Consider the following 15,917-nt stretch of genomic DNA (forward strand, 5'->3'; position numbering starts at 1 on the left):
TCGGATCCTGTTGATCAAGTTTTGGGCAGAATTCCGTCATTCAAATGAGACGGTACCTGGAACCAACTCTATCCGTCGAAGAGGTTGGGTCGGTGCGGTAAGGATCCTCCACTTCGGGCGAGCTGACTTGCTGCGCTGCAGCCCTATGCGCGATAAGCTGCGTGAGCAGGCTTTCTCGGCTTGCTCTGACGGGGTTTTTATGACGTTCCGCAATATCCACGCTCACGGTTTCGTCCGCATCGCCTGCGCCGCGCCGCGGTTGAAGGTGGCGGATCCCGCTTTCAACGTGGCCGAGACCGTCGCCATGCTGCGGCGAGCCGACGAAGGCGGCGCCTCGCTCTGCCTGTTTCCGGAACTCGGCATCAGCGCCTATGCCATCGACGATCTGCTCCAGCAGAACGCCTTGCTCGATGCGGTGAACGACGCGTTGGCGCGGCTCGTCGCGGAAAGCCGCAGCCTGCGCTGCGTCGCGGTCGTCGGCGCCCCCTTGCGTGTCGATGGCAGGCTGTTCAACTGCGCCGTCGCGATCCATCGCGGCCGCATCCTGGCCGCCGTTCCCAAGACCTATCTGCCGAACTATCGCGAATTCTACGAGCGCCGCCAGTTTGCCTCGGGCGAGCGGGCCAGCACGCTCTATGTCGATCTCTGTGGGCAGGAGGTTCCGTTCGGCGCTGACATCCTGCTGACGGCGAGCGATATCCCCGATTTCGTCGTCCATATGGAGATCTGCGAGGACGTCTGGACGCCAATCCCGCCCTCGTCCTACGCCGCGCTCGCCGGTGCGACCTTGCTGCTCAACCTCTCGGCCTCGAACGTTACGATCGGCAAGTCGGACTGGCGCCATGCGCTCTGCATGGCCCATTCCGGCCGCTGCATCGCGGCCTATGCCTACTCAGCCGCCGGCACCGGCGAATCGACCACCGATCTCGCTTGGGACGGCCAGGCGATGATCTACGAGAACGGCGCGCTGCTGGCTGAGGCCGAGCGCTTCGCTGCCGAGCCGCAGCTCATCCTCGCCGATATCGATCTCGAACGGCTGGCGATGGACCGCATCCGCCAGAACACCTTCGGCGACAGTGCCGATCTCAATCGCGACCGACTCGGTTTCCGCCGCGTCGCTTTCGCGCTCGAGCCGGACCGTGACAGCGATCTCGGCCTCGCCCGTGAGGTGGATCGCTTCCCCTTCGTGCCGAACGACGACGCAAGGCTGAACGAGCTCTGCTTCGAGGCCTACAACATCCAGTCGCATGGCCTGCGCAAGCGGCTGGAAAGCACGCGGCTCGACAAGGTGGTGATCGGCGTTTCCGGCGGCCTCGATTCGACGCAGGCCCTGATCGTCGCGGCGCACACCTTCGACGCGCTCGGCCTGCCCCGCGAAAACATCCTTGCCTATACGCTGCCCGCCTTCGCGACGAGCAAGGACACCAAGGACAATGCCTGGCGCCTGATGCGCTCCCTCGGCGTCAGCGCCGAGGAGATCGACATGACGCCGGCCTGTCGGCAGATGCTCGTCGATATCGGCCATCCCTTCGCGGCGGGCGAGCCCGTCTACGATACTACGTTTGAAAACGTGCAGGCCGGCGCGCGCACCTCGGTGCTCTTCCGCCTCGCCAACCGGCACAATGCGCTGGTGATGGGTACCGGCGACCTCTCGGAGCTCGCGCTCGGCTGGTGCACCTATGGCGTCGGCGATCACATGTCGCATTACAACGTCAACGGCTCGGTGCCGAAGACGCTGATCCAGCATCTGATCCGCTGGGTCGCCCAGTCCGGTCGCTTCGGCGCGGAGGCCTCGGATGTCATGCTCGACATCCTCGCGACCGAGATCTCGCCGGAGCTGGTGCCGGGCGATGGCCACAAGCCCGCGCAGAAGACCGAGGATTTCGTCGGCCCCTATGCATTGCAGGATTTCAACCTGTTCTACACGACGCGCTACGGCTTTCGCCCGAGCAAGATCGCCTTCCTCTCCGAGCATGCCTGGCGCGATGCCGGGGCAGGGGATTGGCCGCCGAACATGGAGGCGGCCAAGCGCGTCGCCTATGACTTGCCCGTGATCAAGCGCTGGCTCGGCGTCTTCATCCGCCGCTTCTTCGAGACCAGCCAGTTCAAGCGCTCGGCCGTGCCGAATGGCCCGAAGGTTTCGTCGGGCGGCTCGCTCTCGCCGCGCGGCGACTGGCGGGCGCCGAGCGATGCCTCGGCTGCACCATGGCTCAAGGACTGGGAGCGGATTCCGGATTGACGCCGGGAGCTCTGGTCGTCAGGGCAGCCATCGGCCGATTGCGGGGGGCGCAGAACGGATTGACCCGTCGCTCCGCGCCCCGCTTGGCGTCATGGCCAGACAGGTGCGCCGTCCAGCCCCGTCGTTTCTGGCAGCCCGCAGATCAGGTTCGCATTCTGCACGGCCTGCCCGGCCGCACCCTTGCCGAGATTGTCGACCACGCCCATCGCGATCACCAGATCGCGCTCTGGGTCGGCCGCGTAGCTGACGAATGCGAGGTTGGAGCCCGTAGCCCATTTGGTTTGGGGCGGCTTGTCGGTCACGCGGACGAAGGACCGCCCGGCATAGAAGCGCCGCGCTGCGTCCAGGCACTGCTCGGTATTGGCGCGGCCGCGGCAATAGATCGTGGCGAGTATGCCGCGGGTCATCGGCACCAGGTGCGGCGTGAACACCAGCCCGGCCGCGCTGCCGCCACTCAGCCGCTCGATCGTCTTGGCAATCTCGGGCATGTGGACGTGCTTGAGCAGGCCATAGGGCACGAGGTTCTCGTTGCTCTCGGCGTAGCCAAACGTGCTGTCGCCGCCGCGGCCGGCACCTGAGATGCCCGTCTTGACGTCGATCACGATATTGCCGGGCTCGATCAGTCCGTTGACCAGCAAGGGCGCCAGCGCGGTCAGTGTCGCTGCCGGGAAGCAGCCGGGATTGGCGACACGCGTCTGGCCGCCGATCTCGGCCGGCCAGATATCGGCCAGACCGTAAGCCCAGCCTTCGACATAGCGGTGGTCGCCGCCGATATCGACGATCTTCACGTGCTTGGGCACGCGCGCCAGCGCGTCGGCCGACGCACCCGTAGGCAACGACGCGAACAGCACGTCGAGCTTGGGCAAGGTCGCAGGATTCCACTTCTCGATCACCAGTTCGGCCAGCTTGGCCGGCGCACCGGGGAAGCGATCCACCAACCGGCTGCCGGCGCTGCTCTCGCCCGCAGCATAGACCAGCTCGAAAGACGGGTGGCTGGCGATCAGGCGCAGCGCTTCACCGCCGCCAAAGCCACTGATTCCGACAATGCCGACGCGGATCTTCATGGTGATGTCCTTGTGGGTTTGGGCAAAAGAAAACCCCCGGAGCCTAGGGCTGCGGAGGTTCAGGGACGCGGGTCGGGGTCGCTTCGGCGGATGATACCTACGATCAGGCCGTCATCATGCGGAAGAACGCTGGTCGACGCGCAGCCCGAAGAGCCGCCGCTCGTGTGAAGCAGCGTCGGCGTCGGTCACAGCGGTTCCGGTTCCTGAGCATGTCCCGCGACACTGTCGCGATGCCCGTCCATCGTCAAGCGCAACGCCCGCTTTCGCACGCGGCAAGGTAGTCTCCGCACCCAACAAAAAAGCCCGCGGCTTGCGCCGCGGGCTGATCGTTTTTGTCTCGGGAGGCTCAGGCCGCGATCGCGGCCGGGTCCTTCTTCTCCCATTCCTCGCCCCAGATCATCACCGCATGGCCCGGCGAGACCTCGCGATACTGGCGCACCGGCGGCACGTAGTCGGCCGGGCGGACCGGGCTCTTGATCTCGTCGTTCGAGACCGGGCGCTTCTGCAGGCGCCGGGCCGGATCGGCGATCGGCACCGCCGCGAGCAGGCGCTTGGTATAGGGGTGCTGCGGGTTCTGGAAGATCGCCTCGCGCGGGCCGATCTCGACGATCTCGCCGAGATACATCACCGCGACGCGATGGCTGACGCGCTCCACCACCGCCATGTCGTGCGAGATGAAGAGATAGCCCAGGCCCATGCGGGCCTGCAGGTCGAGCATCAGGTTGACCACCTGCGCCTTCACCGAGACGTCGAGCGCGGAGACCGCCTCGTCCGCCACGATCAGGCGCGGCTCGACCGCGAGAGCACGCGCGATGCAGATGCGCTGGCGCTGGCCGCCCGAGAACTCGTGCGGGAAGCGGTTGGCCATCTCCGGCTGCAGGCCGACGCGCTTGAGCAGGTCGGCGACCTTGTCGCGCGCTTCGTTGCGCGTGGCGAGGTTGTTGATCAGCAGCGGCTCGGCGACGGCGGTGCCCACGTTCATGCGCGGGTTCAGCGAGGCGAAGGGATCCTGGAAGATCATCTGCATCCGCTTGCGCTGCTCGCGCAGGTCATGCTGGCTGAGCTTCAGCACGTCGACGCCGTCGAGCAGCACCGAGCCGGCCAGCGGCTCGATCAGGCGCATCACCGAGCGGCCGGTCGTCGACTTGCCGCAGCCGGATTCGCCGACCAGCGCCAGCGTCTCGCCGGCCTTAAGGCTGAACGAGACGTTCTCGACCGCGTGCACCCGGCCCCGGACCGAGGAGAGCAGGCCGCCACGGATTTCGAAGCGAGTCGTCAGGCCGGCGACCTCGAGCACAGGACGCTCGGCCGCCTTGACGGTGTCCGGCACCTCGGTCGGCACGTCGGACTCGCCGGTATTGCGATCGACGACCGGGAAACGCATCGGGCGCCCCTTGCCGATCATCGAGCCGAGCCGCGGCACGGCCGAGATCAGCGCCTTGGTATAGGGCTTCTTCGGGCTGGCGAAGATGTCCTCGGTCGCGCCGGTCTCGACCTCGTCGCCGTTGTACATCACGACCGTGCGGTCGGCGATCTCGGCGACGACGCCCATGTCGTGGGTGATGAAGAGGACGGACATGCCTTCCTCCTCCTGCAGCGTCTTGATCAGCTCCAGCGTCTGCGCCTGGATGGTCACGTCGAGCGCGGTGGTCGGCTCGTCGGCGATCAGGAGCTTGGGCTTGCAGGCCAGCGCCATCGCGATCATCACGCGCTGGCGCATGCCGCCCGAGAAGCGGTGCGGATACTCATGGAAGCGCGACTTCGCCGCGGGGATGCGCACCTTCTCCAGCAGGCGGATCGTCTCGGCCTCGGCCTCCGAGCGCGACAGGCCGCGATGCAGGATCAGCGCTTCCGCGATCTGGAAGCCGATGGTCAGCACCGGGTTCAGCGAGGTCATCGGCTCCTGGAAGATCATCGCGATCTCGTTGCCGCGGATATGGCGCATGTCCGCATCCGGCAGGGTCAGGAGTTCCTTGCCGTTGAGCTTGATCGAGCCTTCGATCTTGCTCGAGCCGGGCGGGGTCAGGCGCATGATCGACAGCGCGGTCACGCTCTTGCCGGAGCCGGATTCGCCGACGACCGCGAGCGTCTCCTTCGGCTTGATGTCGAAGGAGATGTTGCGGACGACCGACTTCCACTGGCCTTCGACCCGGAAGGAGGTCGTGAGGTTCGAGACGGTCAGGATCGGTGAGGTCATGGCTAGTCCTTCCCTGGATCAGATGACGCGACGCGGGTCGAGCGCATCGCGCAGGCCGTCGCCGATGAAGTTGATCGAAAGCACAGTCAGGAAGATCGCGGCGCCCGGGAACAGGGCCCAGTGCGGCGCGGTGTCGAGCTGGTCCTTGGCGTCGAACAGCAGGCGACCCCAGGTCGGGATGTCCGGCGGGAAGCCGAGGCCGAGGAAGGAGAGCGTCGATTCGGCGATGATCGCCGAGGACACCTCGATCGTCGAGGCGACGATGACGGGGCCGAGCGCGTTCGGGAGGATGTGCCTGACCATCTGGCGCATCTTGGTCGCGCCCTGGGCACGGGCGGCCTCGACGAACTCCTTCTCGCGCAGCGAGAGGAACTGCGCGCGCACCAGGCGCGCCACCGGCATCCAGCGCAGGCCGCCGATGACGATGACGATCAGCACGAAGACACCGCCCTCGACGCCGAACACCGCCTTCAGCTGTTCGCGGAACAGGTAGATGATGAGCAGCAGCAGCGGCAGCTGCGGCAGCGACAGGAACAGGTCCGTCACCCACATCAGGATCGGGTCGGCATATTTGCGCGACATGCCTGCCACCGCGCCGATGAGGACGCCGACGATCGTCGCCACCACCATCGCCGCGAGGCCGACGGCGAGCGAGATGCGTCCGCCATACATCATGCGCGCCAGGATATCCTGGCCGAGGTCGTCGGTTCCTAGCGGATGCGACCAGGACGGGCCCTGGAGCTGCGCCGAGAAGTCGATGTCGTTGATCGCGACCGGCCACACCCAGGGGCCGACGATGACGGCGAGGACCAGCATGCCGAGCACGAAGGTGCTCGCCATGGCCAGGCGGTGACGGCGGAAGCGGCGCCAGGTCTCGCGCCCGGGCGAGACCGAGACCTGGCTCACGGCAGCGCCCGCAGCCGGATCAGCTGAAGGAGATGCGAGGGTCGAGCCAGCCATAAAGAATATCCGCGATGAGGTTGAAGAAGACGACCAGGCAGGAGAAGACGAACGTCACGGCCATGATCACCGGCGTGTCGTTGGCCAGGATCGCATCGATCAGGAGCGATCCGATGCCGGGTACACGAAAGATCTGTTCGGTGACGAGCGCGCCGCCGAACACGGCAGGCATCTGCAGCGCGACCAGCGTCACGACCGGGATCAGGGCGTTGCGCGTGATGTGCCGCAGCGTGACCCGCTTCTCGCTCAGGCCCTTGGCGCGCGCCGTGGTGACGTAGTCGAGTCGGATGACGTCGAGCACGGCCGAGCGGACATAGCGCGTATAGGAGGCTGCCTGGAACAGGCCGAGCACGGTGATCGGCATGATCGCCTGGCGGAACATCTCCCAGTACCAGCGCCAGCCGGTGGCGGCGATGTCGGAGCGGTAGACGAAGGGGAACCAGTCCAGCGTGACCGAGAAGACCAGGATGAAGAGCAGGCCGGTGAAGAAGGTCGGCAGGGAGAAGCCGACGAAGGCGAGCGTGTTGGCGATCTGGTCGAAGACCGAATAGGGCCGGGTTGCGGCATAGATGCCGACCGGCAGCGCGACGCACAGCGCCAGAATCTGGGAGGAGCCGACGACGAACAGCGTGGTGGGCAGGCGCTGCAGGATCAGGTCGTCGACATTGATGCGGCTGGCGAAGGAGAAGCCCCAGTCGCCCTGCGCCATGTTCGACAGCCAGCGCAGGTAGCGCACCATCACCGGATCGTTGAGGCCGAAGCTGGCGCGCAGCGCCTCGCGCACTTCAGGCGGCACGTTCGGATTCGTCGCCATTTCCGAGAACGGATCGCCCGGCGCCAGGGCCAGGATCGTGAACAGGATCACGCTGATGCCGAGAAGACTTGGAATGGCGATCAATAACCGCCTGATGAGATATGTCGCCATGAAATAGTCTCTGTACGCACGGCCGGGCCGCGAACTGGAGTTGATGACGGCCGGCCCGCCCCTGACGCTGATTCAGCAGCAGGGGCGGGCCGGCACGTTTGTCTTCCGTCACCGCGGCGCAAACCGCGGTGACGGACGATCGGGCTTAGCTACGATACCAGGCCGCGATGTTCCAGCTGTCGACGTCCCAGCCGCTATGATCATGCGACAGGTTGTTCAGCGAGGCCGCGATGCGGGTGCGCGACAGGATCGGCAGGATGACATTGGCCTCGCAGAAGATCTCGTTGACCTTGATCAGGAGCGCAGCGCGCTTGGCCGGATCGAGCTCCTTCTGGGCGGCCTTGTAGGCCTTGTCGGCCTCCGGGTCCGAGTAGCGCGAGACGTTGCGGCCCAGCCACTTGTTCTCCTTGGTCGCGATCTCCCAGGAGACGAACTGGTTGAGGAAGCGCTCCGGATCGGGCTGCGGCTGCGTCGTGGTGTACATCTCCATGTCCACGTACAGCTTGGTGTAGGTGTCGGGGTTGGCGACGTCCGACGAGAAGAACACCGAAGCGGTGACCGACTTCAGCTCGAGGTCGATGCCGGCGCGCTGGCACGCCTGCTTGATGATCGCCTGCGTCTTCTGGCGCGGAGCGTTGATCGAGGTCTGGTAGACGTATTTGAGCTTCTTGCCGTCCTTCTCGCGGATGCCGTCCGAGCCCTTCTTCCAGCCGGCGTCGTCGAGGATCTTGTTGGCCTTGTCGATGTTGAACTCATACTTGAGCTTGGTCGACTTGAACTGCTTGGGCTCGTTGACGAAGCTCGCCGTCGCGGTGCCGCCGCGGCCATAGATGAACTTCTGCACCGAGTCGCGGTCGATCAGCAGGTTGATCGCCTGGCGCACGGCCGGGTCCGTCAGGGTCGGGTGCTTGGTCTTGACGCTGGAGCGCTCGCCATCGACCTCGGTCCACGGATCGGTCGTGTTGAGGATGATGAACTCGATATCGCCCGAGGCAACGGCGCTGATCTTGCCGCGGCCGCCGGTCTCCATGCGCTTGAGGACCTCGTCCTCGACCTGCAGGTTCCAGGCATAGTCGTATTCGCCGGTCTGGAGCACGGCGCGTGCCGCCGACACCGCGTCACCGCCACCCTTCACCTCGATCGTGTCGAAATGCGGCTGGATCTTGACGTGGTAATCCTCGTTGCGGGTGCCGGTCAGGATGTCGCCCGGCTTGAAGTCCGCGAACTTGTAGGGGCCGGTGCCGACGGGCTTCAGGTTGGCCGGGGCCTCGCGCGACTTCGCGCCCTTGTACTCGCCGAAATGATGCTTCGGGATGATCATGCCGGCGACGCCGACATAAGGATCGGCCCAGAACGGTGTCGCTTCCGCGAAGATCACCTTGACGGTGTGCTCATCGACCTTCTCGACCTTGATGTCCTTGTAGGAGCCGGTGGTATAAGCGGCGGTCGCCGGGTCGGCAGCGTATTCCCAGGTGAAGACGACGTCGTCGGCCGTCAGCGGCTTGCCGTCGTGCCACTTCACACCCTGCTTGATCTTCCAGGTGACGACCTTGCCATCGGCGGAGAGGCCGCCATTGGCCTTGGTCGGGATTTCCGCGGCAAGCTGCGGGATCAGGTTGCCGTCCTTGTCCCAGCCGGCGAGCGGCTCGTAGAAGATGCGGGACGCGATCTGGTCCTTGGTGCCCGAGGCGAAGTGCGGGTTCAGCAGCGTCGGGGCCTGCCAGAGCAGCATCTTCAGCGGGCCGCCGCCGCCGGCCTTGGTCGGCTTGTAGGGCAGGGTGGCATTCGCCATCGCCACATCGTTCCAGATCAGGATCTGGGTTGCGAGCGGCGCGGCAATGCCGACGGCCGCCATTCTCTGCATGAAGGAGCGTCGCGACAGCGTGCCTTCCTTCACATCCGCGACCAGGCCGCGGATTTCCTGCTCAATCATCAAAGCCTCCACCTTCAAAACAAAATTGATCCCCGGCACCTTCGCGCCGTGTTCTCGTTGATGGGCCCAGCAAGGCATGTGCCAACGAAAGCGTCAACTGTGCAGCGCAGGGCAGGTACGCGTCTGCCGCGATGCAGGGCTTCTAGGAATGGGCATTGTTGCATGAATGTGCCCATTTTTGCGCCACGGTCACAACTTTATGTCGATATCTGCCTGAAGACGACAGCTTTCTTTTCGTTGAGAACGGTGCCGCCGTGGCGCTCGCGCGCGGCGCCGTCATCCTTGTGACCTATTCTTCGTGAGCGGCCGGGCGTCGTCTTGCGGGGATGCCGTGGCGGGCCGGTGGAGCGTGCGCCGGTTCGTCTTGACTCACCCGTGCCGGAAATGGAATGTTTATTCCAACTCGCGGGAGGTCTAAAAAATTCCTGCCATTCGCTTCGGGAGGCGGGTCGTTGTCGCAAGCTGGTTCGTTCAGCCGTGATCTCCACGGCAAGGTTGCCATCGTCACCGGCGGCAGCCAGGGTCTGGGAGAGGCGATCGTCCGCGAATTCGCGGATCGTGGTGCTCGAGGCCTTCTTCTGACCGGGCGCAATGCGCAGCGTGGCGAGGCCGTGGCGGAAAGCCTGCGGAAAGGCGGCTGCGATGCCCGTTTCCATCAGGTCGATCTTGCCGATCTCGATGCCGTCAGGCGGGTGGTGCCGGCGGCCGAGAAGGCCTTCGGGCATCTCGACATCCTCGTGAACGCCGCGGGCGATACCGACCGCGGCACCATCTTCGACACCTCGCCCGCGCTCTACGAGCGCATCATGGCGGTGAATCTGCGCGCCCCCTTCTTCCTGATCCAGAATGCCGCCGACCTGATGCGCCGGCAGGATATCCCAGGCGCCGTCGTCAATATCCAGTCGATGTCGGCCCATGGTGGCCAGCCCTTCCTCTCCGCCTACAGCGTCTCGAAGGCCGCGCTCGCCGCGCTGACGAAGAATGCGGCCTACGGGCTGCTGAAGCACCGCATCCGCGTCAACGGGCTCAATATCGGCTGGATGGCGACGCCGGGCGAGGATGCGATCATGAAGCTGCGCCATGATGCCAAGGACGGCTGGCTTGATGAGGCCAATGCCTCCCAGCCCTTCGGCCGCCTGATCGACCCGCGCGAAGTCGCGAAGGCCGTCGCTTATCTCGCCTCGGCCGAATCGGGGCTGATGACCGGCTCGAATATCGATTTCGACCAGACGATTCTGGGCGCGCACGACTAGCCCCGGATTTCCACCGCGGCGCGAGCGCCGCAAGACTGCCTGACGAGACGCGACCACGGGAATGACGAAGGCCATGAAGATCGGATTGCTGGGCGCCGGCCGCATCGGGCGCATCCACGGGCTGAACGTCGCCGCGCGCGGCGATGCCGAGCTGGTCGCCGTCACCGACGCGATGCCGGAGGCTGCTGCCTCGCTCGCCGCCGCTGTCGGCGCCAAGGCCACGACCACCGAGGCGATCCTCGCTGACGCCGCCATCGATGCGGTGCTGATCTGCACGCCGACCGATACCCATGCCGACCTGATCGAGCAGGCGGTTTCCGCCGGCAAGGCCGTGTTCTGCGAGAAGCCGGTCGATCTCGACGCGGCCCGCATCCGCCGCTGCCTCGCGACGGTCGAGAAGTCCGGCAAGCCCTTGATGATCGGCTTCAACCGCCGCTTCGACCCGAATTTTGCCGCGCTGGAGAAGCGCTTGCGGGCGGGCGAGGCCGGTGCGATCGAGATCGTCACCGTGATCTCGCGTGATCCCGCGCCGCCGCCGGTCGATTACGTCAAGCGCTCGGGCGGGCTCTTCCGTGACATGATGATCCATGATTTCGACATGGCGCGCTTCCTTCTGGCCGAGGAGCCGGTCGAGGTCTTCGCGCTCGGCTCCGCTCTCGTCGACAAGGCGATCGGCGAGGCCGGCGATGTCGATACCGCCGCCGTGATCATGAAGACGGCCTCGGGCCGGATCGCCCAGATCTCGAATTCGCGCCGCGCCACCTATGGCTACGACCAGCGCATCGAGGTCCATGGCTCCAAGGGCATGCTCCGCGCCGGCAATATCCATGAGACGACGGTCGAGATCGCGACGGGGCAGGGCTTCCGTGCCGACCCCGTGCAGAATTTCTTCCTGGAGCGCTATGCCGCGGCCTATCGCGCCGAGCTCGACGCCTTCATCGCGGCCTGCAACGGCAAGGCCGCGGCTTCGCCGACCGGGCTCGACGGCCTGAAGGCGCAGATTCTCGCCGATGCCGCGACCGAATCCGCGCAGACCGGCAAGCCCGTCCGCGTCGATCTGGGGATGAAGTGATGACGCCGGCCGAGCGCGACCTGCGCTATTACACGGCGCTTGGCCTCGCCGCCGAGGCGGGCCATCTGGCGCTCGGCTATTTCAACAAGAGCGAGTCGCTCGGCATCACCATGAAGGGCGCGCAGGACTGGCTGACCGTCGCCGACGGCAAGGTCGAAGATTTCCTGCGCCGCCGCCTCTCGGAGCTTTTCCCGCAGGACACCGTCATCGGCGAGGAGGGCGGTGGTCAGGCGTCGGACGCGGTCTGGATTCTCGACCCGATCGACGGCACCGCGAATTTCGCCCGGGGCGACCGCAACTGGTGCATCTCCATCGGCTTCCTCGCGAACCGCAGGCCCGAGATCGGCGTCGTGGCGGCGCCGGCCCTGGGCGAGGTCTATGCCTCCAGGCGCGGCGCCGGGGCGACCCTGAACGGCGACCCGATCAAGGTGTCCGGCACCACCGATATCGGCCGCGCCTCGGTTGAGCTCGGCTGGTCGACACGCATCCCCGCGCAGAACTATGTGAAGGTGATCGAGCGCAACTATGCCGCCGGTGCCGCGATGAAGCGTGGCGGCTCGGGCACGCTCGGCCTCTGCCATGTCGCCAATGGCTCGAGCGATGCCTATGCCGAATTGCATATCAATGCCTGGGACGTCGCGGCCGGCATCGTCATCGCCAGCGAGGCGGGCGCTGAGATCAACGACTTCTTCGCCGGCGAGGGGATTGCGAAGGGAAACCCCATCCTGTGCTGCACGCCAGCGCTTGCGGCGCCGCTGCGGGAGATTACCGGAATCGCTTAGCCGACATCATATTTCATTGATCTTTCGACAAAATTCATCTCAGCTTCGTCTTAAGCGACAAGAAACGAAAGATCCGAACAGGGAGGTTCACATGCAGACGAAATCATGGCTCAAGGCGGGGCTTTTCGCCGCGCTCGCCACGGCGGCCTTCGCCGCCACCCCGGCCCGCGCCCAGGGCTCGCTCGTCATGTATTGCGGTGTCCAGGAAGAATGGTGCCGCGCCATGTCGACGGCCTTCGAGAAGGAGACCGGCATCAAGGTCGCGATGACCCGCAAGTCGGCGGGCGAGATCTATGCCCAGCTCAAGGCTGAATCCTCGAACCCGCGCGGTGACGTCTGGTGGGGTGGTACTGGCGACCCGCATCTGCAGGCGGCGGAAGAGGGGCTCACCCTCGAATATGAATCGCCGAAGAACAAGGAGCTCCACGGCTGGGCGCTCGACCAGTGGAAAGCCGCCAAGCAGCGTTCGGTCGGCATCTATGCCGGCGCGCTCGGCTTCGGCTTCAACACCGAGCAGATCAAGTCCAAGGGCATCCCCGAGCCGAAATGCTGGGCCGACCTGCTCAATGCCAAGCTGAAGGACGACGTCCAGGTTGCCGATCCCAACTCCTCGGGCACGGCCTACAACCTGCTGGCGACCGTCATCCAGCTGATGGGCGAGGATAAGGGCTTCGAGTACCTGAAGCAGCTCCACAAGAACGTCAGCCAATACACCAAGTCGGGCGCCGCCCCGGCCAAGGCCGCGAGCCTCGGCGAGACGGCCGTCGGCATCGTCTTCATCCATGACGCGGTGGTCTTCGCCGTGCAGGGCGACCCGATCAAGCCGGTCGCGCCCTGCGAGGGCACGGGCTACGAGATCGGCTCGATGTCGATCGTCAAGGGCGCGCGCAATCTGGAGAACGCCCAGAAGTTCTACGACTGGGCCCTGACCCCGGCCGCGCAGGCGCTCGCCGCTCCCGCGAAGTCCTATCAGGTCCCGTCGAACAAGGCCTCGCCGGTGCCGGCGCAGTCGCCGAAGATGGATCAGATGAAGCTGATCAACTACGACTTCGTGAAATACGGTTCCTCGGCCGAGCGCACCCGCCTGCTCGCCAAGTGGGACAAGGAAGTCAAGGCGCTGCCGAAGTAAGCGGCTTCGCACTTTTCTTCCGAACCAACATCGTCATCCTGGGCCCTGCCCGGGATGACCCGGCGGTTTCATCACCAAACACGTTTGGCGGCCTTCAGAACCGGGATAACGGTCGGCCGCATCAGGGCAAGGGAACAGGGCAACCATGGCGCCAGCGACGAGACTCGTGCTGCTGATCGGCTGGCTCGGCTATGCGCTGATGCCCTGGTATCTCGTCGAGGGCATGAGCCTGACGAACTGGGCCTGGCTCGCCGAATACCCGTTCGGCAAGGCGGGCAGCGCGCTGGCGCTTTCGCTGTCCGGCCAGACGCCCTGGCTCCTACCTGTCGGCATCGCGCTGGCAGCTGCGACGATCTTCTGGGGCAGTGCCGACCGGCAGCGCACGGCCGGCGTACTGGTCTGGGCCGGCCTGCTCGGCATGGCCCTGTTTTTCGCCCAGGCTTTCTCCATCGTCCTGAAGGACCAGGGCATTTCCTGGCTTGCCGCCCTGCTCGGCGGCGCCGGTGCTGCCCAGCGCGGCATCGGCGGCGGCGCCTTCCTGACGCTTTTGTCGCTGCTCTTCCTGCTCTGTCACGGCCTTGCCTATCGCGGCGTTTGCCGTGGCGACCTCTTCACGACCTCGACGATCGGCCTCGTCGTCCTGCTGATCGGCATCTTCATCTTCTTCCCGGTCGCGATCATCTTGAAGAGCGCGCTGGTCGACCAGAACGGTGCCTTCGCACCGGCGGCCTTCGTCGAGCGCTTCCTCGATTCCTCGATCTGGGGGCTGGGCTGCGTCACCAGCAATACCAATTGCGGTGTCGCCTGGAACACGCTGATCCTCGCCGTGCTCTGCGGCGTCATCACCACCTTGCTCGGCCTCGCCTGCGCGCTGCTGATCCTGCGCACCGGCATGCCCGGCAAGCGCGTCATGCGGGCGCTGACGGTGCTGCCGATCATCACCCCGCCTTTCGTCATCGGCCTCGCGCTGATCCTGCTCTTCGGCCGCGCCGGCGCGGTCTCGACCCTGCTCTACGAGTGGTTCGACATTCCGCGTTCGCGCTGGCTCTACGGCCTGCCGGGTGTGCTGCTGGCGCAGGTGCTCGCCTTTGCGCCGATCGCCTTCCTCGTCCTGATCGGCGTCGTGCAGGGCATTTCGCCGAGCCTTGAAGAAGCTTCGCAGACGCTCGGCGCCAAGCGCTGGCAGACCTTCCGCACCGTGACCTGGCCGCTGCTCAAGCCCGGCATCGCCAATTCCTTCCTGCTCGGTTTCGTCGAGAGCATGGCCGATTTCGGCAATCCGCTGGTGCTCGGCGGCAATTTCGAGGTGCTCTCGACCAAGATCTTCTTCGCGGTGGTCGGCGCCTCCTACAATCAGGGGCAAGCGGCGGTGCTCGCCATCGTGCTGCTCGCCTTCACGCTCGGCGCCTTCTGGGTGCAGCAGCGCTGGCTTGGCGACAAGTCCTACACGACGGTCACCGGCAAGGGCGATGCCGGCCTGCCGACGCCGCTGCCGCGCCGCATCACCTGGCTCTCGGCCGCCGTCATCGTGCCCTGGGTCGCGCTGACCGTGGTGATCTATGTCGTCATCCTCGTCGGCGGCTTCGTTCGCAACATGGGCCGCGACTTCACCCCGACGCTCCAGCACTATCTCACCGGTTTCGCCATCGACTTCAGCAACGGCATCTATTTCCAGGGCTCGGCCTGGCCGTCCTTCTTCACCACGGTGAAGGTCGCCGCGATCTCGGCGCCGCTGACGGCGTTGATCGGCCTGCTCACCGCCTATCTGCTGACGCGCCAGCGCTTCAGCGGCCGGGCAGGCTTGGAATTCGCGACGATGCTCTCCTTCGCCATTCCCGGCACGGTGCTCGGCGTCGCCTATATCCTCGCCTTCAACGTGCCGCCGGTCGAGATCACCGGCACGGGCCTGATCCTCGTCATCGCCTTCGTCTTCCGCAACATGCCGGTCGGCGTGCGCTCCGGCATCGCCGGCCTGTCGCAGATCGACAAGAGCCTGGACGAGGCTTCGACCACGCTGCGCGCCCGCAGCTTCACCACGCTCTGGCGCGTGGTGCTGCCGCTGCTCAAGCCCGCCCTGGTCTCGGCGCTGGTCTATAGCTTCGTGCGCTCGATGACGGCGGTCAGCGCGGTGATCTTCCTGGTCTCGGCCGAATACAACCTCTCCACCGCCTATATCGTCGGGCGCGTCGAGGCCGGCGAATTCGGCCTCGCCATCGCCTATTCCTCGGTTCTGATCGTCTTCATGGCGCTCGGCATCGCGCTCATCCAGTTCACCGTCGGCGAGCGCAAGCTCGGCCGCCGCGCCCGCACCGCTGCTGTCGCCGCACCGGCGCCTGCCCCCGCTATCGGATAAGGACAGAGAC

Annotated in this window: 11 protein-coding genes; 6 read left to right on the forward strand and 5 right to left on the reverse strand. The window is 65.7% G+C overall.

Annotated elements, in window-relative coordinates; genetic code table 11:
- The first annotated feature begins 199 nt into the window (after positions 1-199).
- Entirely contained in the window at positions 200-2,239 is a 2,040-nt protein-coding gene (locus tag NUV79_RS20345) for an NAD(+) synthase (protein WP_257734893.1), read from the forward strand.
- 89 nt (positions 2,240-2,328) lie between these two features.
- On the opposite strand, the gene argC is transcribed toward NUV79_RS20345, so the two are convergent.
- The 5 genes from argC to NUV79_RS20370 form a co-directional block, all read right to left on the reverse strand.
- Positions 2,329-3,303 (reverse strand): N-acetyl-gamma-glutamyl-phosphate reductase, encoded by a 975-nt coding sequence (gene argC / locus NUV79_RS20350; protein ID WP_257734894.1) that lies wholly within the window; start codon positions 3,301-3,303, stop codon positions 2,329-2,331.
- Between the two features lie 346 nt (positions 3,304-3,649).
- Positions 3,650-5,500, reverse strand: a complete 1,851-nt coding sequence (locus tag NUV79_RS20355) for an ABC transporter ATP-binding protein (protein WP_257734895.1) — start codon at positions 5,498-5,500, stop codon at positions 3,650-3,652.
- A gap of 18 nt (positions 5,501-5,518) precedes the next feature.
- Positions 5,519-6,460 carry an ABC transporter permease gene (locus NUV79_RS20360; protein ID WP_257734896.1) on the reverse strand — a complete coding sequence of 314 codons (942 nt, stop codon included), beginning with the start codon at positions 6,458-6,460 and terminating at the stop codon, positions 5,519-5,521.
- Positions 6,426-7,385: an ABC transporter permease gene (locus tag NUV79_RS20365; protein WP_257734897.1), complete on the reverse strand. Its 960-nt coding sequence runs from the start codon at positions 7,383-7,385 to the stop codon at positions 6,426-6,428. The genes NUV79_RS20360 and NUV79_RS20365 overlap by 35 nt, the downstream gene beginning before the upstream one ends.
- 145 nt (positions 7,386-7,530) lie before the next feature.
- Positions 7,531-9,318 (reverse strand): peptide ABC transporter substrate-binding protein, encoded by a 1,788-nt coding sequence (locus NUV79_RS20370; protein WP_257734898.1) that lies wholly within the window; start codon positions 9,316-9,318, stop codon positions 7,531-7,533.
- A gap of 452 nt (positions 9,319-9,770) precedes the next feature.
- Between NUV79_RS20370 and NUV79_RS20375 the strand changes: the two genes are divergently transcribed.
- From NUV79_RS20375 to NUV79_RS20395, 5 genes are all read left to right on the forward strand, one after another.
- Positions 9,771-10,571, forward strand: coding sequence for an SDR family oxidoreductase (locus NUV79_RS20375; RefSeq protein WP_257734899.1), 801 nt, complete (start codon positions 9,771-9,773; stop codon positions 10,569-10,571).
- Positions 10,572-10,632: 61 nt separating this feature from the next.
- Complete coding sequence (gene iolG, locus NUV79_RS20380) at positions 10,633-11,643, forward strand: inositol 2-dehydrogenase (protein WP_257734900.1); 1,011 nt, start codon at positions 10,633-10,635, stop codon at positions 11,641-11,643.
- A complete protein-coding gene (locus NUV79_RS20385) occupies positions 11,643-12,425 on the forward strand; it encodes an inositol monophosphatase family protein (RefSeq protein WP_257734901.1) in 783 nt (260 codons plus the stop codon). The genes iolG and NUV79_RS20385 overlap by 1 nt, the downstream gene beginning before the upstream one ends.
- A gap of 91 nt (positions 12,426-12,516) precedes the next feature.
- The gene (locus tag NUV79_RS20390) at positions 12,517-13,554 is read left to right on the forward strand and encodes an ABC transporter substrate-binding protein (protein WP_374679305.1); all 1,038 of its coding nucleotides are present in this window, start codon (positions 12,517-12,519) and stop codon (positions 13,552-13,554) included.
- A gap of 145 nt (positions 13,555-13,699) precedes the next feature.
- The gene (locus NUV79_RS20395; protein WP_257734902.1) at positions 13,700-15,907 is read left to right on the forward strand and encodes an ABC transporter permease; all 2,208 of its coding nucleotides are present in this window, start codon (positions 13,700-13,702) and stop codon (positions 15,905-15,907) included.
- The last annotated feature ends 10 nt before the right edge of the window (positions 15,908-15,917 follow it).

The sequence above is a fragment of the Allobosea sp. 47.2.35 genome (assembly GCF_024655635.1).
Taxonomy (GTDB): Bacteria; Pseudomonadota; Alphaproteobacteria; order Rhizobiales; family Beijerinckiaceae; genus Allobosea.